At 71.8% G+C, this 25773-nt stretch carries 21 protein-coding genes; 13 read left to right on the top strand and 8 right to left on the bottom strand.

Annotated features, from left to right (window positions below):
- Nucleotides 1-32: 32 nt before the first annotated feature.
- The 6 genes from KUA19_RS28390 (at nucleotide 33) to efeB (ending at nucleotide 7602) form a co-directional block, all read left to right on the top strand.
- On the top strand, nucleotides 33-953 hold the full coding sequence (locus KUA19_RS28390; protein ID WP_217394919.1) for a cation diffusion facilitator family transporter: 921 nt from the start codon (nucleotides 33-35) through the stop codon (nucleotides 951-953).
- A 5-nt stretch (nucleotides 954-958) separates the two neighbouring features.
- Entirely contained in the window at nucleotides 959-2128 is a 1170-nt protein-coding gene (gene manA, locus KUA19_RS28385) for a mannose-6-phosphate isomerase, class I (RefSeq protein ID WP_217394918.1), read from the top strand.
- 425 nt (nucleotides 2129-2553) lie between these two features.
- Nucleotides 2554-4005 carry an adenosylhomocysteinase gene (gene ahcY, locus KUA19_RS28380; protein ID WP_217394917.1) on the top strand — a complete coding sequence of 484 codons (1452 nt, stop codon included), beginning with the start codon at nucleotides 2554-2556 and terminating at the stop codon, nucleotides 4003-4005.
- A gap of 151 nt (nucleotides 4006-4156) precedes the next feature.
- Nucleotides 4157-5059: an iron uptake transporter permease EfeU gene (gene efeU / locus KUA19_RS28375; RefSeq protein WP_217394916.1), complete on the top strand. Its 903-nt coding sequence runs from the start codon at nucleotides 4157-4159 to the stop codon at nucleotides 5057-5059.
- 88 nt (nucleotides 5060-5147) lie between these two features.
- Complete coding sequence (gene efeO / locus KUA19_RS28370) at nucleotides 5148-6275, top strand: iron uptake system protein EfeO (RefSeq protein WP_217394915.1); 1128 nt, start codon at nucleotides 5148-5150, stop codon at nucleotides 6273-6275.
- Between the two features lie 58 nt (nucleotides 6276-6333).
- On the top strand, nucleotides 6334-7602 hold the full coding sequence (efeB, locus tag KUA19_RS28365; protein WP_217394914.1) for an iron uptake transporter deferrochelatase/peroxidase subunit: 1269 nt from the start codon (nucleotides 6334-6336) through the stop codon (nucleotides 7600-7602).
- A gap of 81 nt (nucleotides 7603-7683) precedes the next feature.
- Here the strand turns inward: efeB and KUA19_RS28360 are convergent, their stop codons facing one another.
- On the bottom strand, nucleotides 7684-8619 hold the full coding sequence (locus KUA19_RS28360; protein WP_308167340.1) for an RDD family protein: 936 nt from the start codon (nucleotides 8617-8619) through the stop codon (nucleotides 7684-7686).
- Nucleotides 8620-8711: 92 nt separating this feature from the next.
- Here KUA19_RS28360 and KUA19_RS28355 point away from each other — a divergent pair, with 92 nt between their 5' ends.
- Nucleotides 8712-9692, top strand: coding sequence for a stage II sporulation protein M (locus KUA19_RS28355; RefSeq protein WP_217394913.1), 981 nt, complete (start codon nucleotides 8712-8714; stop codon nucleotides 9690-9692).
- On the opposite strand, the gene KUA19_RS28350 is transcribed toward KUA19_RS28355, so the two are convergent.
- From KUA19_RS28350 to KUA19_RS28330, 5 genes are read right to left on the bottom strand one after another with little or no spacing between them, the layout of a single operon-like run.
- Nucleotides 9678-10985, bottom strand: a complete 1308-nt coding sequence (locus KUA19_RS28350) for a DUF58 domain-containing protein (RefSeq protein WP_217394912.1) — start codon at nucleotides 10983-10985, stop codon at nucleotides 9678-9680. The genes KUA19_RS28355 and KUA19_RS28350 overlap by 15 nt on opposite strands.
- On the bottom strand, nucleotides 10985-11962 hold the full coding sequence (locus KUA19_RS28345; RefSeq protein WP_308167339.1) for an AAA family ATPase: 978 nt from the start codon (nucleotides 11960-11962) through the stop codon (nucleotides 10985-10987). Before KUA19_RS28345 ends, KUA19_RS28350 begins: the two co-directional genes overlap by 1 nt.
- Nucleotides 11959-13266: a DUF4350 domain-containing protein gene (locus KUA19_RS28340; protein WP_217394911.1), complete on the bottom strand. Its 1308-nt coding sequence runs from the start codon at nucleotides 13264-13266 to the stop codon at nucleotides 11959-11961. Before KUA19_RS28340 ends, KUA19_RS28345 begins: the two co-directional genes overlap by 4 nt.
- Nucleotides 13263-13838, bottom strand: a complete 576-nt coding sequence (locus KUA19_RS28335) for a DUF4129 domain-containing protein (RefSeq protein ID WP_217394910.1) — start codon at nucleotides 13836-13838, stop codon at nucleotides 13263-13265. The genes KUA19_RS28340 and KUA19_RS28335 overlap by 4 nt, the downstream gene beginning before the upstream one ends.
- Nucleotides 13835-14686 carry a hypothetical protein gene (locus KUA19_RS28330; RefSeq protein ID WP_217394909.1) on the bottom strand — a complete coding sequence of 284 codons (852 nt, stop codon included), beginning with the start codon at nucleotides 14684-14686 and terminating at the stop codon, nucleotides 13835-13837. The genes KUA19_RS28335 and KUA19_RS28330 overlap by 4 nt, the downstream gene beginning before the upstream one ends.
- Before the next feature lie 217 nt (nucleotides 14687-14903).
- Here KUA19_RS28330 and mtrA point away from each other — a divergent pair, with 217 nt between their 5' ends.
- From mtrA to hpf, 5 genes are all read left to right on the top strand, one after another.
- Nucleotides 14904-15593, top strand: coding sequence for an MtrAB system response regulator MtrA (gene mtrA, locus KUA19_RS28325; RefSeq protein WP_217394908.1), 690 nt, complete (start codon nucleotides 14904-14906; stop codon nucleotides 15591-15593).
- Between the two features lie 238 nt (nucleotides 15594-15831).
- The gene (mtrB, locus tag KUA19_RS28320) at nucleotides 15832-17397 is read left to right on the top strand and encodes an MtrAB system histidine kinase MtrB (protein ID WP_217395341.1); all 1566 of its coding nucleotides are present in this window, start codon (nucleotides 15832-15834) and stop codon (nucleotides 17395-17397) included.
- Entirely contained in the window at nucleotides 17394-19238 is a 1845-nt protein-coding gene (locus tag KUA19_RS28315; protein WP_217394907.1) for an LpqB family beta-propeller domain-containing protein, read from the top strand. Before mtrB ends, KUA19_RS28315 begins: the two co-directional genes overlap by 4 nt.
- A gap of 3 nt (nucleotides 19239-19241) precedes the next feature.
- Nucleotides 19242-19982, top strand: a complete 741-nt coding sequence (locus KUA19_RS28310; protein ID WP_308167338.1) for a ComF family protein — start codon at nucleotides 19242-19244, stop codon at nucleotides 19980-19982.
- 271 nt (nucleotides 19983-20253) lie between these two features.
- Complete coding sequence (gene hpf / locus KUA19_RS28305; protein WP_217394906.1) at nucleotides 20254-20871, top strand: ribosome hibernation-promoting factor, HPF/YfiA family; 618 nt, start codon at nucleotides 20254-20256, stop codon at nucleotides 20869-20871.
- 91 nt (nucleotides 20872-20962) lie between these two features.
- On the opposite strand, the gene KUA19_RS28300 is transcribed toward hpf, so the two are convergent.
- Together KUA19_RS28300 and KUA19_RS28295 are read right to left on the bottom strand one after the other, a co-directional pair.
- Nucleotides 20963-22072 (bottom strand): GNAT family N-acetyltransferase, encoded by a 1110-nt coding sequence (locus KUA19_RS28300; protein ID WP_217394905.1) that lies wholly within the window; start codon nucleotides 22070-22072, stop codon nucleotides 20963-20965.
- A complete protein-coding gene (locus KUA19_RS28295) occupies nucleotides 22069-22638 on the bottom strand; it encodes a GNAT family N-acetyltransferase (protein ID WP_217394904.1) in 570 nt (189 codons plus the stop codon). The genes KUA19_RS28300 and KUA19_RS28295 overlap by 4 nt, the downstream gene beginning before the upstream one ends.
- A 176-nt stretch (nucleotides 22639-22814) precedes the next feature.
- Here KUA19_RS28295 and secA point away from each other — a divergent pair, with 176 nt between their 5' ends.
- Nucleotides 22815-25655, top strand: coding sequence for a preprotein translocase subunit SecA (gene secA, locus KUA19_RS28290; RefSeq protein WP_217394903.1), 2841 nt, complete (start codon nucleotides 22815-22817; stop codon nucleotides 25653-25655).
- Nucleotides 25656-25773: the final 118 nt, after the last annotated feature.

Here is a 25773-nt window from a genome sequence, read left to right as displayed (position 1 = left end):
TTCTGCGGGATGACGACGGTCGGGGCAAAGGCATGAGTGCCGAGGGCGGCACCAGGGCGATCGTGGCGGCGTTGGCCGCCAACCTCGGTATCGCGGTGACGAAGTTCGTGGCCTGGGGGCTGACGGGCTCGTCGTCGATGCTGGCCGAGGGGATCCACTCGGTGGCGGACTCGGGCAACCAGCTGCTGCTGCTGCTCGGCGGGCGGCGGTCCAAGCGCGAGGCGACGGCGCTGCACCCCTTCGGGTACGGCCGGGAGCGCTACATCTACGCGTTCATCGTGTCGATCGTGCTGTTCAGCGTGGGTGGCCTGTTCGCGCTGTACGAGGCGTGGCACAAGTGGGAGCACCCGGAGCCGATCACCGAGTGGCAGTGGGTGCCGATCACGGTGCTGGTCGTGGCGATCGTCCTGGAGTCGCTGTCGTTCCGGACCGCGATCAAGGAGTCGAACCAGATCCGCAACGGCGTCTCGTGGAAGAACTTCATCCGGCGGGCCAAGGCGCCGGAGCTTCCGGTGATCCTGCTGGAGGACTTCGGCGCGCTGGTGGGTCTGGTCTTCGCCCTGATCGGCGTCGGTATGACGCTGATCACCGGCTATGGCCGGTGGGACGCGGCCGGTACCGCGATGATCGGTCTGCTGCTGGTGGCCATCGCCGTGGTGCTGGCGATCGAGACCAAGAGCCTGCTGCTGGGCGAGTCGGCCACCGAGGAGCACATCCTTGCCATCGCGGCCGCCATCGTCGACGGTCCCGAGGTCGAGCGCGTGATCCACATGCGCACGATGCACCTGGGCCCGGAGGAGCTGCTCGTCGCCGCCAAGATCGCGGTCCGGCATGACGAGAAGGCGGACGAGATCGCGCGCGGCATCGACGCCGCCGAGGCGCGCATCCGTGCCGCAGTGCCGATTGCCCGGGTAATCTACCTCGAACCGGACATCGACTACGCGAAGGGCTGACCCCCGTGCGCCGACTGCAGAACCCGATCAGGCCGTACGCCTGGGGCTCGCGCGACATCATCGCGCAGGTCCAGGGGCGGCCCGTGCCCAGCGACGGGCCCGAGGCGGAACTGTGGATCGGCGCGCACCCCGACAGCCCCTCCACGATCGACGGCCGATCACTGGCCGAGGCCATCGCGTCGGCGCCGGGTGAACTGCTCGGCGCCGACGCGCACGCCAGGTACGGCGCGCGCCTGCCGTACCTGATGAAACTGCTGGCGGCCGAGCGTTCGCTGTCGCTGCAGGCGCACCCCGACGCGCGACAGGCCGCCGACGGGTTCGCCGCCGAGGAGCGGGCGGGTGTGCCGCGCACCGCCGCGCACCGCAGCTACGTCGACGGCAACCACAAGCCAGAACTGCTGGTGGCGTACACGCCGTTCGAGGCGCTGTGCGGGTTCCGGGACCCGGCGGCGTCGGCCGAGCTCGTCGACGCGCTGGCGGTCCCCGGGCTCAAGCGCGTGGTCGGCGCGCTGGCCGTCGGCGACCTGCGCGAGGCGGTGCACGCGCTGCTCAGCTGGCCCGCCGCGGACCGGCCCGACCTGCTGGAGCAGATCGCCGCCAACGCCGACAAGCTGCCGACCGGCGTCGTCGGCGGCGGCCCGCGCGGCCTGGTCCGGCGGCTGGCCGCCGACTACCCCGGTGACGTCGGCGTGGTCGTGTCACTGCTGCTCAACCACCTGCTGCTGGAACCGGGGCAGGGCATCTGGATGCCCGCCGGGAACCTGCACGGATACCTGCGCGGCGCCGGGATCGAGATCATGGCGGCCAGCGACAACGTGCTGCGCGGCGGCCTGACCCCCAAGCACGTCAACGTGCCCGAACTGCTGCGGGTGCTGCGCTTCGAGCCGCTGCACGAGCCCGTACGCGACCCGGAGCCGGTCACTCCCGGCGTGGTCACCTGGAGCGTGCCGGTGCCCGACTTCCGGCTGCACCGGGTGCGGCTGGACCACGAGGTCGGCGAGGCCCGGCTGGTACTGGACGGGCCGCGGACCGTGTTCTGCGTGGCCGGAAGCATGACGGTGGGCGACGAGAGCGGCTCGGTGCCGCTGCGCGGCGGCGACGCGGCGTACGGGCTGCCCGCGGGCGGGCGGTTGACCTTCACGGGCGCGGGCGAGGCGTACACCGGCTCGCTCTGACGCGGGCCGGGGACGGGGCACCCGGGGTCCGAAAGACTCCAGATCCGCTCGGCGTCGCCGACAACCCCCACTTATCATCGACGGTGGCCTATCTAGAGCACAGTTTCGCGCTTTTCGTGCTCTGGATAGGCCACCGTCGATCGAAAACGGGGTGGCGGCGGCGGGCCGGGTGGGGCACCCGTGTCGTGATTACGCTGTGGTGATGTGACGGACACGGCGCGTGGCGAAACTTGATCTGAACTGCTTGACAGTGGCGCGACGGAATGTGACTCTTTAAACACGCAGCGTTATCGGGATCAAACATCCGAGCCACGCGCGGGGGAACCAAACCGGGGGGAGTGTGGCCCGGTTCCTGGTGCGGAGGGTCCGCCCAGGGACCGGGCCACACGTATGTCCGGCCCGGCCGACCGAACAGGAGCACTCCGATGGCCAGCACGCTCGCCCCCGGCGACTTCAAGGTCGCCGACCTCTCGCTCGCCGCGTTCGGGCGCAAGGAGATCCAACTCGCCGAGCACGAGATGCCGGGCCTGATGGCGGTGCGCGCCGAGTACGCGCAGGCGCGGCCGCTGGCCGGGGCCCGGATCGCAGGCTCGCTGCACATGACGGTGCAGACGGCGGTGCTGATCGAGACGCTGGTGGCGCTGGGCGCCCAGGTCCGCTGGGCCAGCTGCAACATCTTCTCCACGCAGGACCACGCGGCGGCGGCGATCGCGGTGGGGCCGGATGGCACGCCGGACGCTCCGGCCGGGGTGCCGGTGTTCGCGTGGAAGGGCGAGACGCTGCCGGAGTACTGGTGGTGCACCGAGCGGATCCTGCGCTGGCCGGGTGGCGACGGGCCGAACATGATCCTCGACGACGGCGGTGACGCCACGCTGTTGGTGCACAAGGGTGCCGAGTTCGAATCGGCCGGTGCCGTGCCCGCGCCGGACGGCGACGACTCCGAGGAGTACGCGGTCATCCTGGAGGTGCTGCGGCGTTCGCTGGCCGAGGACCCCGGGCGTTGGCGCGCGATCGCGGCGGGCATCCAGGGGGTGACCGAGGAGACGACGACCGGCGTGCACCGGCTGTACGAGATGCTGGCCTCGGGCCGGCTGCTCTTCCCGGCGATCAACGTCAACGACGCGGTGACCAAGAGCAAGTTCGACAACCGGTACGGCTGCCGCCATTCGCTGGTCGACGGCATCAACCGGGCCACCGACGTGCTGATCGGCGGCAAGGTGTGCGTGGTGGCGGGCTACGGCGACGTGGGCAAGGGCTGCGCGGACTCGTTGCGGGGGCAGGGCGCCCGGGTGGTGGTCGCCGAGGTCGACCCGATCTGCGCGCTGCAGGCGGCGATGGACGGCTACCAGGTCGCCACGGTGGACGACATGGCCGCGACGGCCGACGTCTTCGTCACCGCGACCGGTTGCAAGGACGTGATCACCGCCCAGCACATGGCCCGGATGAAGCACCAGGCGATCGTGGGCAACATCGGGCACTTCGACAACGAGATCGACATGGCGGGGCTGACGCGTACGCCGGGTGTGACGAGAATCAACATCAAGCCGCAGGTCGACGAGTGGCGCTTCGCGGACGGCCACTCGATCATCGTGCTCTCCGAGGGCCGCCTGCTCAACCTGGGCAACGCCACCGGCCACCCGTCGTTCGTGATGAGCAACAGCTTCACCAACCAGGTGTTGGCGCAGCTCGAGCTGTTCACCAAGCGCGACCGGTACCCGGTGGGCGTGTACACGCTGGCCAAGAAGCTCGACGAGAAGGTGGCCCGGCTGCACCTGGACGCCCTGGGGGTACGGCTGACCGAGCTGACCAAGGCGCAGGCCGACTACCTGGGGGTGCCGGTGGAGGGACCGTACAAGCCGGACCACTACCGCTACTGACCGGACCGTCGCAGGTCACCGCTTTCTGGAGCCGTTCCAGTCAAGTTACCCCCGTCGACTTCTGGTGCGCCCGAGTCCTAAGCTAAGGTGTGCCTCGCCTTATTAAGGCAAGGCTCACCAAGCAAGACTGCTCTTACCCTCGGGAGCGCACGTGAACGGCAACGTCTTTCTCGCCACGTACCTGATCGGGCTACGCGAGGGACTCGAAGCGACCCTGGTGGTGACGATCCTCGTCGCCTTCCTGGTCAAATCGGATCTGCGCACCCGCCTGCCGTACGTCTGGTCGGGCGTCGGCGTGGCCGCCGCGCTCTCGGTCGGCTTCGCCGCGTTGCTGCAGTTCACCAGCGCCAACCTGGAGTTCAAGCGCCAGGAGCTGTTCGAGGCGATCACCTCGATCGTCGCCGTCGTCTTCGTCACCTGGATGATCTTCTGGATGCGCCGCGCCGCGCGTTCGATCGCGGGCGACCTGCGGACCAAGCTCAGTGCCGCGATCCAGCTCGGCCCGCTGGCCGTCGTGGTGACGGCGTTCCTGGCCGTGGCGCGCGAGGGCCTGGAGACCGCGCTGATCTTCTTCGCGACGGTCCAGGGCGCCGCCTCCACCTGGTCGGTGGTGGCCATCGTCAGCGGCATCGCCACCTCCGTGCTGCTGGGCTTCCTGATGTACCGCAGCGCCCTGAAAATCAACCTGACCAGGTTCTTCACCTGGACCGGCGTGCTGCTGGTGCTGGTCGCCGCGGGCATCCTCAAGTACGGCGTGCACGATCTGCTCGAGGCCGGGATCCTGCCGGGCCTGAACGACTACGCGTTCGACATCACCGGCGCGCTCGACCCCACCACCTGGTACGCCGAGCTGCTGCGCGGCATGTTCAACATCACCCCGGCGCCGACGGTGCTGGAGACCATCGCCTGGGTCGGGTACGCGGTACCCGTGCTCGTGCTCTTCCTGGTCGGGCGGCCGTCGTCGCCCGCGGCCAAGACCACGCCCTCGACCGTCGCCGAGCCGACCCCCGTCAGCGGCGACGCCGCCGGTGGGTCGTCGCACCAGCCCGCCTGAGCGGCGTCCGCCGCGTACCCCTCGACGCGGTCCGCACCGAACCTCGGAACCATCTGAACCCCACCCCGGAACCACAGGAGCCCGACCGATGCGCAAGCTTCCCGCCCTGACCGCCGTGGCCGTGCTCGGCCTGGGCCTGACCGCGTGCACCACCGACCCGGAGCCTGCCGCCCCCGGCGACACCACCGGGCCGATCGCGGTCAAGGCGACCGACACCAGCTGCGAGGTCGCTCGGGGCGAGAACGCCGCGGGCACGGTGACCTTCAACATCACCAACTCCGGCGCCAAGGTCACCGAGTTCTATGTGTACGCCGCGGGCGACCGGGTCATGGGCGAGGTGGAGAACATCGCCCCGGGGCTGACCCGTGAGCTGCGGGTGGAGCTGCCCGCCGGGACGTACGAGACCGCCTGCAAGCCGGGCATGATCGGCAAGGGCATCCGGGGCGCGTTCAAGGCGACGGGTTCGGCCGCGCCGCTGACCGCCGACGCGAAGCTGGCCGAGGCGAGCGCCAACTACCAGCGCTACATCCAGAGCCAGACCGCGGCGCTGCTGCCCAAGACCGAGGAGTTCGTCGCGGCGGTCAAGGCCGGCGATGTGGCCAAGGCCAAGGCGCTGTTCCCGATCGCGCGCACGTACTGGGAGCGCATCGAGCCGGTGGCCGAGATCTTCGGCGACCTGGACCCGAAGATCGACGGCCGGGCCGAGGTGATCGAGGAGGGGATGGCCTTCACCGGCTTCCACCGCCTCGAGCAGGACCTGTGGGAGAAGAACGACATCGGCAAGTCCGGTCCGATCGCCGACCAGCTGCTGGTCGACGTGAAGGAGATCGTGGCCAAGGCCAACGCCGAGAAGCTGTCCCCGCTCCAGCTCGCGAACGGTGCCAAGGAGCTGCTCGACGAGGTCGCCAGCGGCAAGATCACCGGCGAGGAGGACCGCTACTCGCACACCGACCTGTGGGACTTCGCCGCCAACGTGGAGGGTTCCAAGGCCGCCGTGCAGGCGCTGCGCCCGACCCTGGAGGAGCGCGCCCCCGAGCTGGTGGCCGGCCTCGACGCCGCGTTCAAGACGGTCGACGACACCCTGGCCAAGCACCGCGACGGCGACGGCTGGAAGCTGCACACCGCGCTGAGCCAGGCCGACCTGAAGGAGCTCACCGACGTGATCAACGCGCTGGCCGAGCCGATCAGCAAGATCGCCGCGGTCATCTCCAAGTGACGCCCGAGTCCCGTGGCGCCCTCCGGCGGCGCGGGGCTTCTTCCACCCCCGAAGGGACGTGACCCACGTGGTATCGCGACGTACCGCCCTGACCGCCGCCGGTGTCGGCATCGCCGGTGTGGCCGGAGCCGTGGCCGTGGGCTCGGCGATGATGAACGACAGCCCCGACCCGGCCGCCGCCTCGCCGGGCGCCCCGGTGCCCTTCTACGGGCCGCACCAGGCCGGGATCGTCACCCCGGCGCAGGACCGGCTGCACTTCGTCGCCTTCGACGTGATCACCAAGGACCGGGCCCGCCTGGTCGAGATGCTGCGCGAGTGGTCCGCCGCGGCGGCGCGGATGACCGCGGGCCGCGACGCGGGGCTGCTCGGCGCCGTCGGCGGCCAGCCGGAGGCGCCGCCGGACGACACCGGCGAGGCGCTGGGCCTGCCCGCCTCCGGGCTCACCCTGACCATCGGCTTCGGCCCATCGCTGTTCCGCGACGCCGACGGGGTCGACCGGTTCGGCATCGCCGACAAGCGCCCCGCCGCGCTGGAGGACCTGCCGCACTTCCCGGGCGACGCGCTCAAGCCGGAGATCAGCGGCGGCGACATCTGCGTCCAGGCCTGCGCCAACGACCCGCAGGTGGCCGTACACGCGGTGCGCAACCTGGCCCGCATCGGCTTCGGCGTGGTCAGCGTGCGCTACTCGCAGCTCGGCTTCGGTCGCACCTCCAGCACCTCGCGGGCGCAGGTCACCCCGCGCAACCTGATGGGCTTCAAGGACGGCACCCGCAACCTCAAGCTGGAGGACGGCAAGCTGCTCGACGAGCAGCTGTGGGCGCACGCCGACGACGGCGCGGCGTGGATGGCCGGGGGCAGCTACCTGGTGACCCGCCGCATTCGGATGCTCATCGAGACCTGGGATCGGACCTCGCTGACGGAGCAGGAGGCGATCTTCGGCCGGGACAAGGGCGAGGGCGCGCCGCTGGGGCAGCGCAAGGAGTTCGACGAGCCCGACTTCGCGGCCAAGGGCGCCGACGGCACTCCGACGATCCCGATGGACGCCCACGTCCGGCTGGCGCACCCGGCGCAGAACAGCGACGCCCACCTGCTGCGGCGCGGCTACAACTTCGTCGACGGCTCCGACGGGCTGGGACGGCTGGACGCGGGCCTGTTCTTCATGGCCTACCAGCGCGACCCGCGCAAGCAGTTCGTGCCCGTGCAGCGCAACCTGGCCCGCCACGACACGCTCAACGAGTACATCCGGCACACCTCCAGTGCCCTGTGGGCCTGCCCGCCCGGCGTCGCCAAGGAAGGCGACTTCTGGGGCAGCGGCCTCTTCAACTGAGCGGCAGACCCCGCTCGGCCGGCGCCGCCTCGGACCCGACCCGCCCCGGTCGGGACCGAGGCGGCGTTCGTATGCGCGGGGTCAGGCGGTCGGCGCGGCGGTGCGCAGCGCCGTGTCGGCGGCCGGGACCGTGGCCGGGGCGGTGGCCGGGACCACTGCCGCGGTGGCGGGCGTGGGCTGGGTCGGCAGGGCGGGGAACAGCTGGGGCCACAGCGCGGCGTGGCTGGCGCGGTTGCGGGCCAGCCGCAGCGCCGAGCGGCGGTGCCGCTCGCCGACGATCGCGGCCAGATAGACCCAACCCGGGGTGTTCGGCGGTGGCGGCGGCGTGGTGACGGCCAGGATCTCGGTGGCCAGGGCCTGACCCAGCCGGGTGCGGTACGGCTCGCGCAGGCCGCGGCTGCGGGCCAGGAAGTGCCGGGCCGCCAGGGCCAGCTCGTCGTCGAGGTCGGTCAGGTCCAGGGTCGCCGCCCACTCCTGCAGGAACTGCGGGGTGCTGGGCACCCAGCCCCAGCTCTGCGGAGTGCGGTCGTGGATGACGATGGTGCCCGCGGCCAGATCGGCCAGGCGCTTGGCCTTCGCGGAGCCGATGAGCACGCCCAGGCTCGCCGCCCAGCTCACCGGCAGCAGCACGCCGGGCCACTCCAGCACCGTGCCGACCAGGGCGCGGGTGAAGGCGTGGCGCAGGGTGACCGGGCCGCCGTCGTCGCGTACCACCCGAAGGCCCATCGCCAGCTTGCCCACCGACCGCCCGCGGGTCAGCACCATCAGCACCGCCGGGTAGACCACCAGGGCCAGCGCCGACGTCAGCACCCACGCGATCGGCGGCGCCGCCGAGGTGAAGCCGAGCAGCAGCAGGACGAGGGTGAGCAGCGACGCCAGCACGATCATCAGGAAGATCTGCACGAACATGTCCAGCATCAGGGCGAGCACGCGGGATCCGGCCCGCGCCAGGCGCACCTCCAGGTGCACTGCCTCGCCGCTGACCAGACCCGCCGCTGTGGTGTCGCCCTGTCGCACCGGCACAGTGAATCACAGGCACACCCGACTGGGCTGTCCCCGCTAGGCTGCCGGTCGGCGCGGACCCCTCCCGCGCCGGGGGAGGACGAGCAGTGGACCTGGATGCGTACGTCGCCGAGCACCGGGGCGAGTGGCGCCGGCTGGACACGCTGAGCCGCCGTCGGCGCCGCCTGAGCGCGGCCGAGGCCGACGAACTGGTGTTGCTGTACCAGCGGGTGGCCACGCACCTGTCGGTGGTCCGTAGCCGCACTCCGGACCCCGCGCTGGTGGCGGAGCTGTCGCGACTGGTGCTGGCGGCCCGTGGGGCGATCACCGGACCGACCGCGTTCGACTGGCGCAGCGTTCCCCGCTTCTTCACGCACAGCCTGCCGCTGAGCCTGTACGTCGCCCGCCGCTGGTGGATCGCGTCCGCCCTGGCCTTCTTCGCGGTCTCGGCCATCCTGGCCGTCTGGGTCATCGAGGACACCAGCGTGGCCGCGCAGTTCGGGCTGGGCGCGGGCGAGATCCAGCAGCTGGTCGAGCACGACTTCGCCGACTACTACAGCGAGTACGACCATCATGTCTTCGGCACGCTGGTGTGGACCAACAACGCCTGGATCGCGCTGCAGTGCCTGGCCTCGGGCGTGGCCATCCTGCCCGTGTTCTGGCTGCTGTGGCAGAACGCGCTCAACCTCGGCCTGGTCGGCGGCATCATGATCGGCCACGGCGGCGCGGAGCAGTTCTTCGGGTTGATCGCCCCGCACGGCCTGCTGGAGCTGACCGGCATCTTCGTGTCGGCCGGGATCGGGCTGCGCCTGGGCTGGTCCTGGATCGTGCCCTCGCCCGGCCTGAGCCGGGGCCAGTCGCTGGCCGCCACGGCGGTGCAGAGCATGGTGGCCGCGCTGGGGCTGGTCGGCGTGTTCGCGGTGGCCGGGTTCCTGGAGTCGTTCGTGACCCCGTCGCCGCTGCCGCTGCTGGTCCGGGACGCGATCGGGCTGGTGGTCTGGCTGGCGTTCCTGGCGTACGTCTTCGTGCTCGGCGCTCGGGCGCAGCGGGCCGAGGCCGCCGCGCCCGAGTCGTCAGAGCTTGCCTGAGGCCTTCAGGTCCAGGTAGGCGTCGGTGACCCGGCTGGCGAACACGTCGGCCGGGAAGTCGAGCACGGTGACCCCGTTGCGGCTGAGCGCGCTCGCGATGCGCTCGCGGTCGGCCAGCGCCCGCGTCCCGGCCGCCGCGGCGTAGACGTCGCCTGGAGCGTCCAGCGGGGTGGCGGCCAGTTCGGTGAGCGCGTGATCGTGCACGGCCGCGATCAGCACCCGGTGCCGTGCCGCCAGCTTCGGCAGCACCGGCAGCAGGCCCTCACCCAGCGCGCCCGGCTCCAGGGCGGTGAACACCACCACCAGGCTGCGCTTGCGCTCGCGTCGCAGCACCTCGCTGGTGATCAGCTCGAAGTCCGTCTCGACCATCGCGGGCTGCAGCGGCGCGACCGCGTCGACCAGGCGCGGCAGCAGCGACCGGCTCTGCGTGGCGGTGACCACGGCCCGGACCCGATGGTCGGCGGCGATGAGATCGACCTGGTCACCGGCCTCGCGGGCAACCGCGGCCAGCAGCAGCGCCGCCTCCATCGCCGCATCCAGGCGCGGCTCGTCGCCGACCCGGACCGCGCTGGTGCGGCCGGTGTCGAGCACGCAGACGACCCGGCGAGACCGCTCCGGCCGCCAGGTGCGCAGCATGACGTCGCCGCGCCGGGCGGTGGCACGCCAGTCGATGGAGCGCACGTCGTCGCCGGGAACGTACTCGCGCAGCACGTCGAACTCGCTGCCCTGGCCCCGGCCCCGGATCGCGGTGGCGCCCTCGACGGTACGCAGCCGCGACAGCTTCTCCGGCAGGTGCTTGCGGGAGGCGAAGCGCGGCAGCACCCGCAGGGTCCACGGCACGTCGTGATCGGCCTGCCGGAACGCCAGGCCGAACGGTCCCCGGCTGCGCACGGTCACCCGCGCGGCGGGTCGGTCGCCGCGTCGGGTCGGGGTGAGCGCGGTCGGCAGCAGCGCGGTCGCACCCGCGGGCAGCCGCAGCTGGTACGGCTCGTCCGACGCGCCCGCCGACGGCACCCAGGCATCGCGGATCAGCAGCTCGCCCGGCCGCTGGGTCGGGTTGCGCACCGACAGCGTGACCTGGGTGCTCTCGCCGAGCCGGACCGTGGTGGCGCCGGAGCGGGCCAGGGTCAGCCGCCGCGGGTCGGCCGCCAGCGACCGGTCCAGCAGCACCAGCAGGGCGAGCAGGACCAGCAGCACGGCGAACACGGCCGACGGATAGACGCCCAGGATCGACCCGAAGATCACCCCGACGGTGCCCAGGGCCGCCAGCGCGGCGGTGCGTGCGGTGGGCATCAGCGGGGCGTCGGGACGGTGGCCAGCACGGAGTCGAGCACCGCGTCCGCGGTGACACCCTCCAGCTCCGCCTCCGGGGTCAGCCGCAGCCGGTGCCGCAGCGTCGGCCGGGCCATCACCTTCACGTCGTCGGGCGTGATGTGGTCCCGCCCGGCCAGCCAGGCCCACGCCTTGGCGGTGGCCAGCAGCGAGGTGGCGCCGCGCGGCGAAGCCCCCAGCTCGACCGAGGGCATGGCCCGGGTCGCCCGGCAGATGTCCACGATGTACGCCATGACGCCGTCGGCGACGGTGACCTTGCCGACCGCCTCGCGCGCGGCCGCCAGCTCCGCGGCCCCGGCCACCCGCTGGATGCCCACCGCCCGCAGGTCACGCGGGTCGAAGCCGGAGTGGTGGGCGCGCAGCACGCCCAGCTCCTCGTCCCGGGTGGGCAGCGGCACGGTCAGCTTGAGCAGGAACCGGTCGACCTGCGCCTCGGGCAGCGGGTAGGTGCCCTCGTGCTCGACCGGGTTCTGGGTCGCGGCGACCAGGAACGGTTCGGGCAGCGGGCGGCTCACCCCGTCGGCGGAGACCTGGCGCTCCTCCATGACCTCCAGCAGCGAGGACTGGGTCTTGGGGGGCGTCCGGTTGATCTCGTCGGCCAGCAGCAGGTTGGTGAAGACCGGCCCGGGGCGGAACTGGAACTCGGTGGTCCGCGGGTCGTAGATGACCGAGCCGGTCACGTCGCCGGGCATCAGGTCGGGGGTGAACTGCACCCGCTTCATGTCCAGTTCGAGCGCGGCGGCGAGGCTGCGTACGAGCAGGGTCTTGGCCACCCCCGGCGGCCCCTCCAGCAGCACGTGCCCCCGGCACAGCAGGGCGATGACCAGCCCGGCCACCACGCCGTCCTGCCCCACCACGGCCTTGGCGACCTCGGTACGCAGCCGGCCGAGCGCCTCGCGGGCCGGGTCGGCGGGTTCGAACGTCAGCGGCTCGGTCACCGGTGTTCTCCTTCGTTGATGCGGGTGCCGGTCACGGTCTCGACCAGCGTCTTCAGTTCGGTGGCGCGAGCGTGCAGCTCGCTCTCGGAGGTGGGCTCGTTGCCGTACAGCAGCCGGTCGAGTTCGGTGCGGCGGCCGGGCAGGCGCGCGTCCAGCGCGTCGACCAGCTGCTGCCGGTCGGCGGTCGACGGCAGCCCCAGCGCGGTGCGCAGGCGGACCCGGGCGTCGGCGCGCAGCACGTCCAACACGGGACCCCGGGCACGGGCGCGCAGGTAGAGGCGGGCGCGGCCGAGCGCGGTTTCGGCGCCGCGCACCTCGACCGGCAGCGGCTCGACGGCCGGAGCACCCAGCCGCCGCCCCTTCGCCAGGGCCAGCAGCACGCCCGCGACCAGGAGCAGCAGCACGGTCCAGAACGTCCAGTCCGGGAACGGGCTCGGCGGCGTCCAGTCGTCGGAGGACGACTGCGGGCTGTCGCGGTTGTCACCGTCGTCGGACTGCTCGCCGGGTTCGGTGTTCGGCCGCTCGTAGACGACGTCGGGCGGGAGTGTCGCGCCGGGCGACGGGGAAGTCGTCACGACCACGGTCGGGCTGGTCGGTCGCGGGCTCTCCAACGTGTGCAGGTCCAGCCAGATCAGGGTCCGGTGCCTGCTGAGCAGATCGGCGGCGAACCGGCTGTTGTCGTGTTCGGCGAGCCGATCGGCCCGGAACGGGTCGTCGCTGCCCACCGCGATGAACTCGACGCCGTTGTAATTCAGCTGCGCGAGGCCGTGCTCGTAGCAGAAGACCGGCTCCTTGCTGCTGTTCTTGACCTTGAGGTATCGGGTGCGGGCCACCGCGGCCGGAGCGGCCGTGGTGAGCGGGCAGTCCGGCCCCGGCCCGGTCACCGCGGTGGCCCAGCGGCGGTCGGCCACGCCCAGCGTGGGCACGAAGTCGCCCAGCTCCGAACCCGGCTCGACCAGCACCACGGTGGCCCCGTCCGGCGCCAGGTCGACGACGTCGCGGTAGTCGGGATGGACGAAGCGCGGCGCGGGGATGAACAGGGTGACGTCGCTGCCCAGCCGCTTCATGCGCGCGAGCGCGTCGCCGGTGCGAGTGTCGGTGAGGATGCTGACGCCCCGGGCGCGCAGCAGCTCGGCCAGGTCGCGGCCGCCCTGGTCGGCGGGCGAGGTGGGGGCGAGGTACGTGGCCTCGCTCGGATCGGTCTGCTCGACCGCGTGGGCGGTCAGCGCGACCGCGACCACCGCCACCACGGGCACGAACGGCAGGACCAGCCGCCAGCGGCGGCGCTTCTTCGCAGGCGTCATGCCCGGCCTCGCAGCTGCTCGTGGACGCGGTCGAGGCAGTCCCTGACCGCGGCGTCGTGGTCGGCGGTGGCGGGGCGCTTGCCGTACCAGATGGTGGAGAAGGTCTCGGTCGCGGTCGTCACCGCGGGGGCGATCTCGGGCCGGGCGGTGCCCGCCGCACGGGCCAGCTCGGTCACGGTCAGCCCCGGCTGGTTGGTGACCACGTCGCGGTCGACCAGCTCGCGCACCATGGCGCGCAGCCGCTCCCGGACCGCCTCGGCGTAGCGCCCCTGGGCGGCGAGCCGGTCGGCCAGCGTGGTGAAGACGACGGGGGCGACCTCCGGCAGCTCCTCGACCGCCGCCTCGACGGCGTCGAGCTGCTCCTCGGTGACCACGATGGGCTCCTCGGCGCGCTTGGCGCGCTTGGCGCGGCTGCCCCAGCCCTGGCGCAGGTTCCACCGGTTCGGCAGCCAGGCGGGCCAGGTGTACCAGAGCAGGCCGGTCACCCCGGCGAGCACGAGCAGGCACAGCAGCGTCAGACCCAGCGACATCTGGTCGCTCCAGGCGGCGACCGTCTCGTTCCACCACCTCATCGCGTGGCCGCCAGCAGGTCGGCGGAGAGCGGGCGGCGCAGCGCGGCCCGGTTGAGCCAGATGTCCAGGCCCTCGACCCGGGCGCGCGACTCGATCAGCAACGCGGCGTCCAGGGCGGCCAGGCAGGCGTACGCCACGGTGTTGGCCAGCACGAAGCTCGGGATCAGCACCCAGTCGTAGTCCGCGTTGTCCAGCGAGAGGAAGTCCTGCCCGGCCACGACGCCGAGGAAGAAGCCGAAGCGCAGCAGGGCCCAGGCGAGGTAGCCCAGCACCCGCACGCCCAGCACGCGCAAGCCGCCCCGGAAGGCGACGGCACTGGCTCGGCCCAGCGTCCGGAACAGGCCCTGGCGTTCGACGTACAGCACGACCGCGGCGAGCCCGAACAGCGGGTAGCCGACCAGCCACACCGGCCCGAGGAACGCGCCGAGCAGCGCGGGCACGCCCGCGATCAGCGCGAGCAGGGCGGTCTTGGCGATGATGCCGGGGCGGAACCGGCCGAGTTGGCGCGCGGGCACGCTCGCGACGTCGGCGACCACGGCGCGGCCGGTCACCAGGCCCAGCGCCGTGATGATCATCGCTTCCAGGCCCATGCCGAGCGCGAACACCGTCCAGTACCCGGAGAACAGGTCGGGTGGGCCCGAGGCCGGGTGGTAGCCCTCGCCGAGCCGGATCGGGTACAGCACCAGCTGCTCGAGTGCGGCCAGCACGGCGGCCACCATGAGCAGCGTCCGCCCGTTGCGGTGCACCAGCTGCATCGCCGCGTCCAGCAGCTCGCCGAGGGTGAGCGGGCGAAGCGGCACGGCTCGCTCGTACGGCGGCTGGTGCGCGGCCGGCGCGGCGCGGTCCAAGAGGTGCTCCGAGGGGGTGTCGGGGTGGGGGTGGGGCAGCGCCCGTCATCCTGGCACGCCGAGGCCAGTCGCGTGGTCCCACCCTCGCGGGGCGTGGCCGGTCGCGGGGTCCCCACCCTGGCCGATCGGACGAGATCCGCGAAGGCGGTTCGTGTCTTGCGGGATGGGATGGAATATTGGACGACATGAACGAGCTGATGCTGCCTGGAGCAAATGGATGAGGGCCCGAGTCCTGGTTGTGGACGACGATCCCGCCCTGGCGGAGATGCTCGGCATCGTGCTGCGCAGCGAGGGGTTCGTCCCGGCGTTCGTCGCCGACGGTGAGCGCGCGCTGGCGGCGTTCCGCGAGGCGCGCCCGGACGTGGTGCTGCTGGACCTGATGCTGCCGGGGATGAGCGGCCTGGACGTGTGCCGCGCGATCCGCGCCGAGTCCGGGGTGCCGATCGTGATGCTGACCGCCAAGAGCGACACCGTCGACGTGGTGCTCGGGCTGGAGTCCGGCGCCGACGACTACGTGGTCAAGCCGTTCAAGCCCAAGGAGCTGGTCGCCCGGGTGCGGGCGCGGCTGCGCCGGGGTGAGGACGTCACGCCCGAGCTGCTGACCATCGGGCCGCCGAACAACCAGATCGTCATCGACGTGCCCGCGCACACGGTGACCCGCAACGGCGACGAGGTGAAGCTGACGCCGCTGGAGTTCGACCTGCTGGTGGCGCTGGCCCGCAAGCCGCGCCAGGTGTTCACCCGCGAGGTGCTGCTGGAGCAGGTCTGGGGTTACCGGCACTCGGCCGACACCCGACTGGTGAACGTGCACGTGCAGCGGCTGCGCGCCAAGATCGAGCCGGACCCGGAGCGTCCAGAGATCATCTTGACGGTTCGCGGGGTGGGCTACAAGGCCGGGACCAGCTAGTCTTGCCCACGCTGTGACCACCCCCGCCCCCCGCCCCGACCTGCTGTCCAGCGCCGCCGAGGGCGACGACGACGGCCGCTCCGGCGCGTCCGCCTCGCGGGCCGCCCGGCTGGCGACCGGGCTCGGCCGCCTGGTCCGCCGGGCCGCCCGGGTGCCCGCGCTGCGCCCGGCGGCACGCAAGGTCGCGCCCGTGCTGCGGCAGGGTCGGCGCACCTGGCGCCGCTCGCTGCAGCTGCGCATGGTCACCATCACCCTGCTGTCCTCCAGCGTGCTGGTCGGCGGGTTCGGCTACCTGGTCGCCAAGCGCAGCACCGACGCGCTGCTGGGCGGTGTCGGGCAGGAGGCCAAGCAGCGGTTCGACAACGGCGTCGTCGACGCGACCGAGCAGATGAACATCATGCTCACCGCCGAGGACCCCAAGATCACCCAAGACATCACGCTGCTGCTCAGCTCCCTGGCCGGGCAGCGCTCGGACGCCAGCGGCGTGGTGGTGGCGATGCGGTTCAAGGACGAGCCCGCGCGGACGCTGCCCAGCGAGGGCCTGGTGTGGCCGCAGGGTCACGACGTCGGCAAGGCCATCACCAAGGCCCTGGAGGACGACGTGATGGCGGGCGGGTCCAGCCATCAGTACGTCACCGCCGACCTAGGCGGCGACGAGGGCCAGGGCACCTACCTCGTGTACGGCTCGCCCGTCCCGACCCGCTGGAAGCACGGTTCGGTGCAGCTCTACTACCTCTTCCCCGTCGACAGCCAGATGGCCATCGCCGAGGACATCCGGTCGACCATCAACTACATCGGCGCGGCGCTGGTCCTCCTGCTGGGGGTCGTGACGGCGCTGGTCACCCGGGCGACGGTCAGCCCGGTGCGCGTCGCCGCCCGGACCGCCCAGCGCCTGTCGGCAGGCCTGCTCGACCAGCGGATGGCCGTCAAGGGCGAGGACGAGCTGGCCCTGCTGGCGGACGCGTTCAACCAGATGGCGGCCAACCTGCAGCGGCAGATCGTCCGGCTGGAGGAGATGTCGCGCCTGCAGCGGCGGTTCACCTCCGACGTCTCGCACGAGCTGCGTACGCCGCTGACCACCGTCCGGATGGCGGCCGACCTGATCCACTCCGAGCGCGACAGCTTCGAACCGGCCGTGGCCCGCAGCGCCGAGCTGCTGCTGGGCGAGCTGGATCGGTTCGAGGAGCTGTTGACCGACCTGCTGGAGATCAGCCGCTTCGACGCGGGGTTCGCCATGCTTGACGCCGAGCCGACGGACCTGGTCACCGTGGTGCGCCGGGTGACCGAGCGACTGGAGCCGGTCGCCGAGCGCCTGAACGTGTCGCTGGAGCTGGTCGCGCCCGACCCGCCGGTGATCGCGGAGATCGACGGTCGCCGGGTGGAGCGCATCCTGCGCAACCTGGTCGGCAACGCGGTCGACCACGCCGAGGGCAAGCCGGTGGTGGTGACGCTGGGGGTGGACAACCGGGCCGTCGCGATCACGGTGCGCGACCACGGCGTGGGGCTGAAGGCGGGGGAGGAGAAGCTGGTGTTCAACCGGTTCTGGCGGGCCGACCCGTCCCGGGCCAGGCAGACCGGCGGCACCGGCCTCGGGCTGTCCATCAGCCTGGAGGACGCCCGCCTGCACGGCGGCTGGCTGGAGGCCTGGGGCGCGCCCGGCCGGGGCGCCCAGTTCCGGCTGACCCTGCCCGTGCGCGCCGGCGGCCGCCTCGTCGGCTCGCCGCTGCCGCTGGTGCCCGCCGAGCTGCCCGCCCCGCGCGACGGTGCGCAGGACCGGGCGCGTCCGCAGGGAGCCGCGGCGTGACCGGGCTTGACCGGCGCCGCCTGCTCGGCCTGTTCTCCGGGGCCGGCGCCGCGCTGGCGTTGGGTGCCTGCGGCATCAGCCCCGGCGACGAGGTGGTGCGCGATGGGCCGGGCCCCACGGCCGGACCCGGCGTGGCGCCGGCCGCCCTGGCCACTCCGCCCAAGCGCACACCCACCGAGGTGCCCAGCGTGCTGGTGACGGAGTTTCTCCAGGCGTCGGCGGGCGACCACGGGACGCAGGCTTCGCACGCGCAGGTGATGGAGGTGCTCAAGAGCTACCTCAGCCCCGCGGCGATCGAGGAGTGGAGTCCCGGCACCGAGGTGAACCTCGTCCGGCTCACCACGCAGCCGACCCGCACCGACGTCAAGGGCGTCTACTTCTCGGTGCAGCACCTCGGCGTGCTGACGCCGGACGGGCGGATCGAGCCGCCCCGGCTGACCCAGAAGACCTACACCATCGAGGTGGAGAAGTCGGCGACCGGGCCGGGGTTGGTCATCACCAAGCCGCCCAACGACCTGCTGCTCATCGACACGGCGGTGGCGAAATACTACGACGTGCGGCCCATCTACTTCCTCAGCAGCGGGGACGCCTCGACGCTCGTGCCCGACCTGCGCTACCTGCCGCGCGCGGTGCCGCCGGAACAGCAGGGCAACCGACTGCTGGAATGGCTGGTCAACGGGCCGTCGTCGTGGCTGGACCGGGCGGTGGCGCGCCTGCCCGAGGGCACCGCGCGGCGGGGCAACATCACGTTGAGCGCCGACAACGTGACGGTCAACCTGACCGCCAGCGTCTCCGACGCGACCGCGCTGGACAACCTGGCCGCGCAGCTGTGGTGGACCCTGCGGCCGGACCGCTCCAACCGTGGCCTGCAGTTGCGCACCGAGGGCGTGCCCGTCACCACGAGCACGGCCTACCTGTCGAAGAACGCGGCGGTGCTCGAGGGCACGCTGGCGGACGAGCCGCGCCGCTACGCGGTGGTCGACGGCAGCCTGCACCGCCTGCGCTCGGGCCCGGCCACCGCGCCGCTGGCGCTGGGCAACGTCAACCAGAACGTTGTCGTCGCCGCGGTGTCGCGCCGGGCGGAGGCGGTGGCGCTGGTGCGCAAGCGCTACGGCCACCACCAGCTGTGGATCGGCGCGGTCGACCGGATCCTGTACAGCGGGCTTGACGGCGAGAGCATGTCGGCACCGACCTGGCTAGACCGTGGCAAGTCCAAACTCCTGGTGATCGTGAACGGCGAGATCTATGCCGTGGACGTCGAGGGCGGGCACGCGCCCGTGCACGCCGAACGACTGCCCGGCAAGGTCACCGCGATGTCGGTGGCCCCCGACGGCCGCCGGATGGCGCTGGTCATCGGCGGAAAGCTGTACGTGGCCACGCTGATCCGCGATTCCAACCGGGTCACCTCGTTCTCGATCGGCCAGCCGAGACTGGTGCCGACCGGGCTCAGCGACCTGAAGGGGGTGGCCTTCACCAAGGAGGACCACCTGGTCATCGCCGGGCTCAGCCCCGACCAGGAGGTGCTGCTCTTCGAGATCACCGTGGACGGGGTGCTGCGCTCGGACAAGCTGAGCCCGGCCCGGCTGCACACCGAGATCTCGAACCTGGTCGCGTACGTCGACAACCCGATCACCGGTCCGGGCCTGAACCTGCTGCTCGACATGGACGGCTCGGCGTACCAGGTGTTCGGCAACACCATCCGCGACCCTGAGCCACTGAGCCAGTTCCTGGTGTCGTCGCCCACGCCCACACCTTCGGCCTCGGCCTCGGCACTCTCGCCCACGGCCTCGCCCAGCCCGCCGACGCCGCCGACCGTCTCCGCCGCCTGCTTCGAGGGCTGAGCCGTGCCGCCGGGGGTCCGCCGTGCTCGGGCGGGTGCCGCCGCGACCGCCCTGTGGGGTGCGCTGAGCGACCTGGTGCTGCCCGCCGCCTGCGCCGGGTGCGGGCAGGAGGGCCTGCCGCTGCGGTTCGAGGTCTGCGAAGGCTGCGCCCGCGAGCTGGAGGGCCTGCGGGCCCGGCCCACCCGGCCGCAGCCCGCGCCGGACGGCCTGCCCGAGTGCGTCACCCTCGGCGACTACGACGGGCGGCTGCGGGAGCTGCTGCTGGCGTACAAGGAACGCGGTCGGCACCGGCTGGCCCGGCCGCTGGGCGCGCTGCTGGCCGAGGCGGTCGCCGCCGTGGTGCCGAGCTCCCCGGTGCTGCTGCTGCACGTGCCGGACACGGCCGCGGCGGCGCGGGCGCGCCATGGCGACCACATGCTGCTGCTGTCGCGGGGCACAGCCGCCCGGCTGCGCGAGGCGGGCCGCCGGGTCGGGGTGGCGCAGCCGCTGCGCGCCCTGCCCAAGGCCGACTCTACCCAGCTGAGCTCGGCGCAGCGGGCGCTGGCCGCGCTGGGTGGGTTCACCACGGCGCCGGGCCAGCTGGCCGCGGCGCGCCGGGCCGCCGCCGGGTCGGTGGTGGTGCTGCTCGACGACATCATCACCACGGGCGCGACTCTTTCGGCCGCGGCGGCATGTTTGGCGAATGCGGGGGTACGGGTTGATGCATGCGTCACTCTCGCCGCGACACGCCGGACCCGTGCCTGACCGAGAAATATGCCGGAAACTTCCGCATAATGGCCTGATCGGCAGCCGGTGACGGCTCGGTGACGCGTGGTACCGAAAGGGCGAATCTCGTCAAAACAGTCTTGGTACAAGGGATGACGAGAGGCTGTCCAGCGGCTAGCGTCAGAAGCCAACCACCTGATGGAGGCCACTGTAAGAGGTGGCACGAGCGTCGGAAGGGGCTTACGTAAGTGCGCCCCGGAGCAGATCGCCGGGGTGTCCAGTTTTTCGGACAGACCGTGGGAGGTCAGGCGTGGACATCGAGGTCAAGGGTCGTAACGTCGAAGTGCCCGAGCACTACAAGGTGCACGTGGCCGACAAGCTGCAGAAGATCGAGCGTTACGACCAGAAGATCATTGAAATCGACGTCGAGCTAATCCACGAGCGCAACCCGCGCCAAGCCGATTCCTGCCAGCACGTTGAGATCACCTGTGTCACCCGCGGTCCCGTTATCCGCGCCGTCGGCGCCGCCGGTGACTTCTACAGCGCACTCGACATGGCCATCGAACGTCTCGACCGCCAGATGCGCAAGGCGGCCGACCGCCGCCGGGTGCACCGCGGCCGCCGCGCGCCGATCTCCGTCGCCGCCGCGACCGCGGGACTGCCTCTCTTCGAACCCCCCGGTGACCTCGCCGCCGCTTCGCTGTCCCGTACCGGTTCCGTCGCGACGATGGAAGACGAGGAGCAGCCCTGGCACATCGTGCGAGAGAAGGAGTTCTCCGGCGAACCGATGACGATCGACGACGCGCTCTACCAGATGGAGCTCGTCGGGCACGACTTCTACCTGTTCCATGACAAGGACAGCGGCCGGCCCTGCGTGGTCTACCGCCGTCGGGCCTACGACTACGGCCTGCTCACCCTCGCCTGGTGACGTTGCTCGTGGTCACCCTCCTCTGGGAACGGTGACCTGGCACCCGGTGGTCTCGCACCGCCGGGGGCCGGGTCACCGTCCTTTTGCCTGCTCAGCGGTACTGCTCCGCGATCCGTACGAACTGGATGTCGTCGATTCGCCCGCCGTCGCGGCCCGGCAGCTTGGCCTTCAGGTAGGCCTCCTGCTCGAACCCGGCCCGCCGCAGCACGTTGCGCGACGCCTCGTTGTAGGGGAACGTCCCCGCGCACACCCGGATGATCCCGGCCTGCTCCAGGGCCCAGTCGCTGATCAGGCGCGCCGCGCTGGTGGCCATGCCCCGGCCCCGGAACTCCGGCCGCAGGCCGTAGCCGATCAGCGCCTGGCGGGTGAAGGGTTCCTGGTAGAACAGGCCGATGTCGCCCGCGAACGCGCCGGTGGCCGCGTCGAGGATGGCGCAGTCGGCGCGGGCGCCCGCCAGCCACTCCGACTCGGCCCGCTCACAGCGGTAGCGCAGGTGCTCCGGGGTGATCGGGCCGCCCAGGTTGGTCTTGGCGACCTCGGGCAGGCTCTGCAGGGCGTACACGTCATCGGCGTCGGCCAGGGTCAGCCGCCGCAGCACCACCCGGCCGTCGGTCAGCTGCCCGCCGGGGAAGTCGGGCAGGCCCGGGGCGACCCGGTCACCGGAGTCGGCGGCGAGCCGGACGAACGCGGTCAGGTCCGTCTGCGCTCCCGACCGGTCGGTCCCGGCGCCGCGCCGTACCCCCTCCCGGGTGAAACCCGCCGCCAGCGCCACCCGCTGGCTGGCCGCGTTGGTGGCCGCGGTGAGCAGCTCCAGGCGGACGCAGCCGCGCTCGCGCAGGGCCCAGTCCGCCACCGCGCGGGCCGCCGCGACGGCCACCCCCTGACGGCGCGCCCACGGCGCCGTCCAGTAGCCGATCGCGGCGTGGTTGCGCGACGGCCCGACCGGCAGCATGCTCGCCCCGCCGAGCAGGCGGTCGGTGGCCGGGTCGACGACCGCCCAGGCCGCGCCGCCCGCCTGCCAGGTCGCCGGGGCACCCTCGGCGATCCACCGGCGGGCGTCGTCGGTGGTGTGCGGCGACGCCAGATCCGGCAGGTACCGCGCGATCTCCGGGTCGTCGCAGGCCCGCGCCCTGTCCTCGATGTCCGCGTCGGTCCACGGGCGCAGTCGCACCGCGCCCCCGTCGACGACCGCCTCACTCATGCCAGGTCCTCCCGCACCAGCGCCGCGGTCCACGCGTCACGCCGCTCGCCGCGGTGCGCGCACCCGCTGCGCTGCACCCCTTCGAAGCTGAAGCCCGCCTTCTCCGCCACGCGGCGCGAGCCTTCGTTGCCGACGTGCGCCTTCCACTCGACGCGCACCACGCCCAGCTCGCGTAGCCCGTACTCGGCCGCGGCGCGCAGGGCGGCGGTCATGTAGCCGCGGCCGCGAGCGTACGGCGCGGTGACGAAGCCCACATCGGCGACCTCGGGGTCCTTGCCGATGCGCAGGTCGAGCTGCCCGACGTAGGTGTCCTCGGCGTCGGCGACGACCCAGCAGGCGCCCTCGTGGCGCTGCCACCAGCCCGGCGCGTACTCGGTGGCGAAACCGGCCGCCATCTCGTGGTCGTAGCCGAGCGGGACGGTGGTCCAGCGCAGGGTCTCCGGGTCGGTGCAGGTGGCCAGGACACCTGCGGCGTCCTTCAGCTCGGCGGGGCGCAACGTGATCTTCTCGCCCGCCTCGGTGACTGTGTGCAGCACGGGCTGGGGCGCGTCGTAACGGAAAGCCATGGCGGCAACCCTGACATACCCGGGGCGCTGGGCGCACGCTGGTTCTAGGGCGATGACGTGCGGGAACTTTGGGACTTCTTGTCCGATCTTGGTGGCTCTCTCCCCCAGGGGTGACGATTCCGCGTCCGATGCGCCTACGATGGGTCGGCAGACTGTCTAGGGAGCGTTGAACACCCGTGTCGATTTTCGAGAAGATCCTGCGTGCCGGCGAAGGGCGCATGCTTCGTCGGTTGAAGGCTATCGCTGAGGCCGTGAACTCCATCGAGGAGAACTACACCGACCTCACCGACGCCGAACTGCGGGCGCTGACCGACCAGTACCGCGAGCGTCTGGCCGACGGGGAGACCCTGGACGACCTGCTCCCGGAGGCTTTCGCCACGGTGCGGGAGGCGGCCAAGCGGGTGCTGCACAAGCGGCACTACGACGTCCAGATCATGGGCGGCGCCGCGCTGCACTTCGGCAACATCGCCGAGATGAAGACCGGTGAGGGCAAGACCCTGGTGTCGACGCTCCCGGCGTACCTCAACGCGCTGTCGGGCAACGGCGTCCACGTGATCACCGTGAACGACTACCTGGCCCAGCGCGACGCCGAGTGGATGGGCCGGGTGCACCGGTTCCTCGGCTTGACCGTCGGCGTGGTGCTGCCCAACCGCCCCGCCAACGAGCACCGCGCGGCGTACGAGTGCGACATCACCTACGGCACGAACAACGAGTTCGGCTTCGACTACCTGCGCGACAACATGGCCTGGTCCGCCGCCGACATGGTGCAGCGCGGCCACGGCTTCGCGATCGTCGACGAGGTGGACTCGATCCTCATCGACGAGGCGCGGACGCCGCTGATCATCTCCGGCCCGGCCGAGCAGTCGCAGCGGTGGTACGGCGAGTTCGCGGCGGTCGTCGCCCGGCTGGAGCGCGGCAAGGACGGCTCCGGCGACTACGAGGTGGACGAGGCCAAGCGCACCATCGCCGTCACCGAGCGCGGCGTGTCCCGCGTCGAGGACCGCCTGGGCATCGACAACCTGTACGAGTCGGTCAACACCCCGCTCGTCGGTTACCTCAACAACGCCATCAAGGCCAAGGAGCTCTACAAGCGCGACAAGGACTACATCGTCTCCGAGGGCGAGGTCCTGATCGTCGACGAGTTCACCGGTCGCATCCTGCACGGCCGTCGTTACAACGAGGGCATGCACCAGGCGATCGAGGCCAAGGAAGGCGTCGAGATCAAGCAGGAGAACCAGACCCTCGCGACGGTCACCCTGCAGAACTACTTCCGCATGTACGAGAAGCTCTCCGGCATGACGGGTACCGCCCAGACCGAGGCGGGCGAGTTCAACAAGGTCTACAACGTCGGCGTGGTGAGCATCCCGACCCACCGGGCGATGGTCCGCCAGGACAAGTCGGACGTCATCTACAAGACCGAGAAGGCCAAGTTCCAGGCCGTGGTCGAGGACATCGCCGAGCGCCACGCGACCGGCCAGCCGGTGCTGGTCGGCACGGTGTCGGTGGAGAACTCCGAGATCCTGTCGCAGCTGCTGCGCCGCAAGGGCATCCCGCACTCGGTCCTCAACGCCAAGTACCACGCCCGCGAGGCGGAGATCGTCGCGCAGGCCGGCCGCAAGGGAGGCGTCACGGTCGCCACCAACATGGCCGGTCGTGGTACCGACATCCTGCTCGGCGGTAACCCGGAGTTCCTGGCCGCGGCGGAGCTGCGCCAGCGCGGGCTCACCGAGGAGGAGCACGGCGACGACTACTACAAGGCGTACGAGGAGATCCTCCCGGGCTGGGAGGAGGCCTGCAAGGCCGAGGCCGAGGAGGTGCAGGCCGCGGGCGGTCTGTACGTGCTGGGCACCGAACGCCACGAGTCCCGCCGTATCGACAACCAGCTGCGCGGCCGTTCCGGCCGTCAGGGCGACCCGGGCGAGTCGCGGTTCTACCTGTCGCTGCAGGACGACCTGATGCGGCGCTTCCGTTCCGGCGCGGTGGAGGCGGTCATGGACCGCTTCAACATCCCCGAGGACGTGCCGATCGAGTCGAAGATGGTGACCCGTCAGATCCGCAGCGCGCAGACGCAGATCGAGGCCCAGAACGCCGAGATCCGCAAGAACGTGCTCAAGTACGACGAGGTCATGAACAAGCAGCGTCAGGTGATCTACGCCGAGCGCAAGCGCGTGCTCGACGGCGAGGACCTGAACGACCAGGTCCAGAGCATGATCGACGACGTCGTGACGGCGTACGTCATGGGCGGCACGGTCGGCACCGGCAAGGAGTACGCCGACGACTGGGACCTCGAGCAGCTGTGGACCAACCTCAAGCAGCTCTACCCGGTCGGCGTCTCGCTCGACGAGCTGGAGGAGGAGAGCGGCAGCACGCGCAACACGTTCGACGCCGACTTCCTGCGTGAGCGGCTCAAGCAGGACGCGCACGAGGCGTACGAGCGCCGCGAGCAGCAGCTCGGCTCGGAGGCGACCCGGGAGCTGGAGCGCCAGGTGCTGCTGGCCGTCATCGACCGCAAGTGGCGCGAGCACCTGTACGAGATGGACTACCTGCAGGAGGGTGTCGGCCTGCGCGCGTACGCCCAGCGCGACCCGCTGGTCGAGTACCAGCGCGAGGGCTTCGACATGTTCGCCCAGATGATGGAGGGCATCAAGGAGGAGGCGGTCGGCTTCCTGTTCAACCTGGAGGTCCAGGTCGAGCACGAGCACGCCCCCGCCCCGCAGCAGGAGGGCGTGCCGCTGCCCGACTCCGAGTCCCACGTCGAGATCAAGGCCCGTGGTCTGCAGCGCCAGCAGAGCCGTGGGCTGCAGTACACCTCGCCGACGATCGACGGTGCCGCCGGCGCCGGCGCGCCGCAGGTGCAGCAGGCTCCGGCCCTGGGCATCGGCAACAACAACAACGGCGACCGCCGCCCGTCCCCGCGCGGTGGCCGTGGCGCGGTGGCCGCGCCGGCCTCCCGCAACTCGCCCTGCCCCTGCGGCTCCGGCAAAAAGTACAAGCGCTGCCACGGCTCCGCCGAATAGCTGGCGCCCGCCTCCGCGGGCGCGGCGATCGGCTCTGCTGCTGGCGCCCGCCTCCGCGGGCGCGGCGATCGGCTGTGCTGCCGGCGCCCGCCTTCGCGGGCGCGGCGATCGGCCTTTG

This window comes from Catellatospora tritici (assembly GCF_019083965.1).
Classification (GTDB): Bacteria; Actinomycetota; Actinomycetes; order Mycobacteriales; family Micromonosporaceae; genus Catellatospora; species Catellatospora tritici.
This window is presented reverse-complemented; position numbering and strand designations above follow the sequence as displayed.

Coding starts and splice junctions, on each gene's coding strand:
- KUA19_RS28390 (WP_217394919.1), top strand. CDS start 33: ATGAGTGCCGAGGGCGGCACCAGGGCGATCGTGGCGGCGTTGGCCGCC.
- ahcY (WP_217394917.1), top strand. CDS start 2,554: ATGGCCAGCACGCTCGCCCCCGGCGACTTCAAGGTCGCCGACCTCTCG.
- efeO (WP_217394915.1), top strand. CDS start 5,148: ATGCGCAAGCTTCCCGCCCTGACCGCCGTGGCCGTGCTCGGCCTGGGC.
- KUA19_RS28350 (WP_217394912.1), bottom strand. CDS start 10,985: ATGCCCACCGCACGCACCGCCGCGCTGGCGGCCCTGGGCACCGTCGGG.
- KUA19_RS28340 (WP_217394911.1), bottom strand. CDS start 13,266: ATGACGCCTGCGAAGAAGCGCCGCCGCTGGCGGCTGGTCCTGCCGTTC.
- KUA19_RS28335 (WP_217394910.1), bottom strand. CDS start 13,838: ATGAGGTGGTGGAACGAGACGGTCGCCGCCTGGAGCGACCAGATGTCG.
- mtrA (WP_217394908.1), top strand. CDS start 14,904: ATGAGGGCCCGAGTCCTGGTTGTGGACGACGATCCCGCCCTGGCGGAG.
- mtrB (WP_217395341.1), top strand. CDS start 15,832: ATGGTCACCATCACCCTGCTGTCCTCCAGCGTGCTGGTCGGCGGGTTC.
- KUA19_RS28300 (WP_217394905.1), bottom strand. CDS start 22,072: ATGAGTGAGGCGGTCGTCGACGGGGGCGCGGTGCGACTGCGCCCGTGG.
- KUA19_RS28295 (WP_217394904.1), bottom strand. CDS start 22,638: ATGGCTTTCCGTTACGACGCGCCCCAGCCCGTGCTGCACACAGTCACC.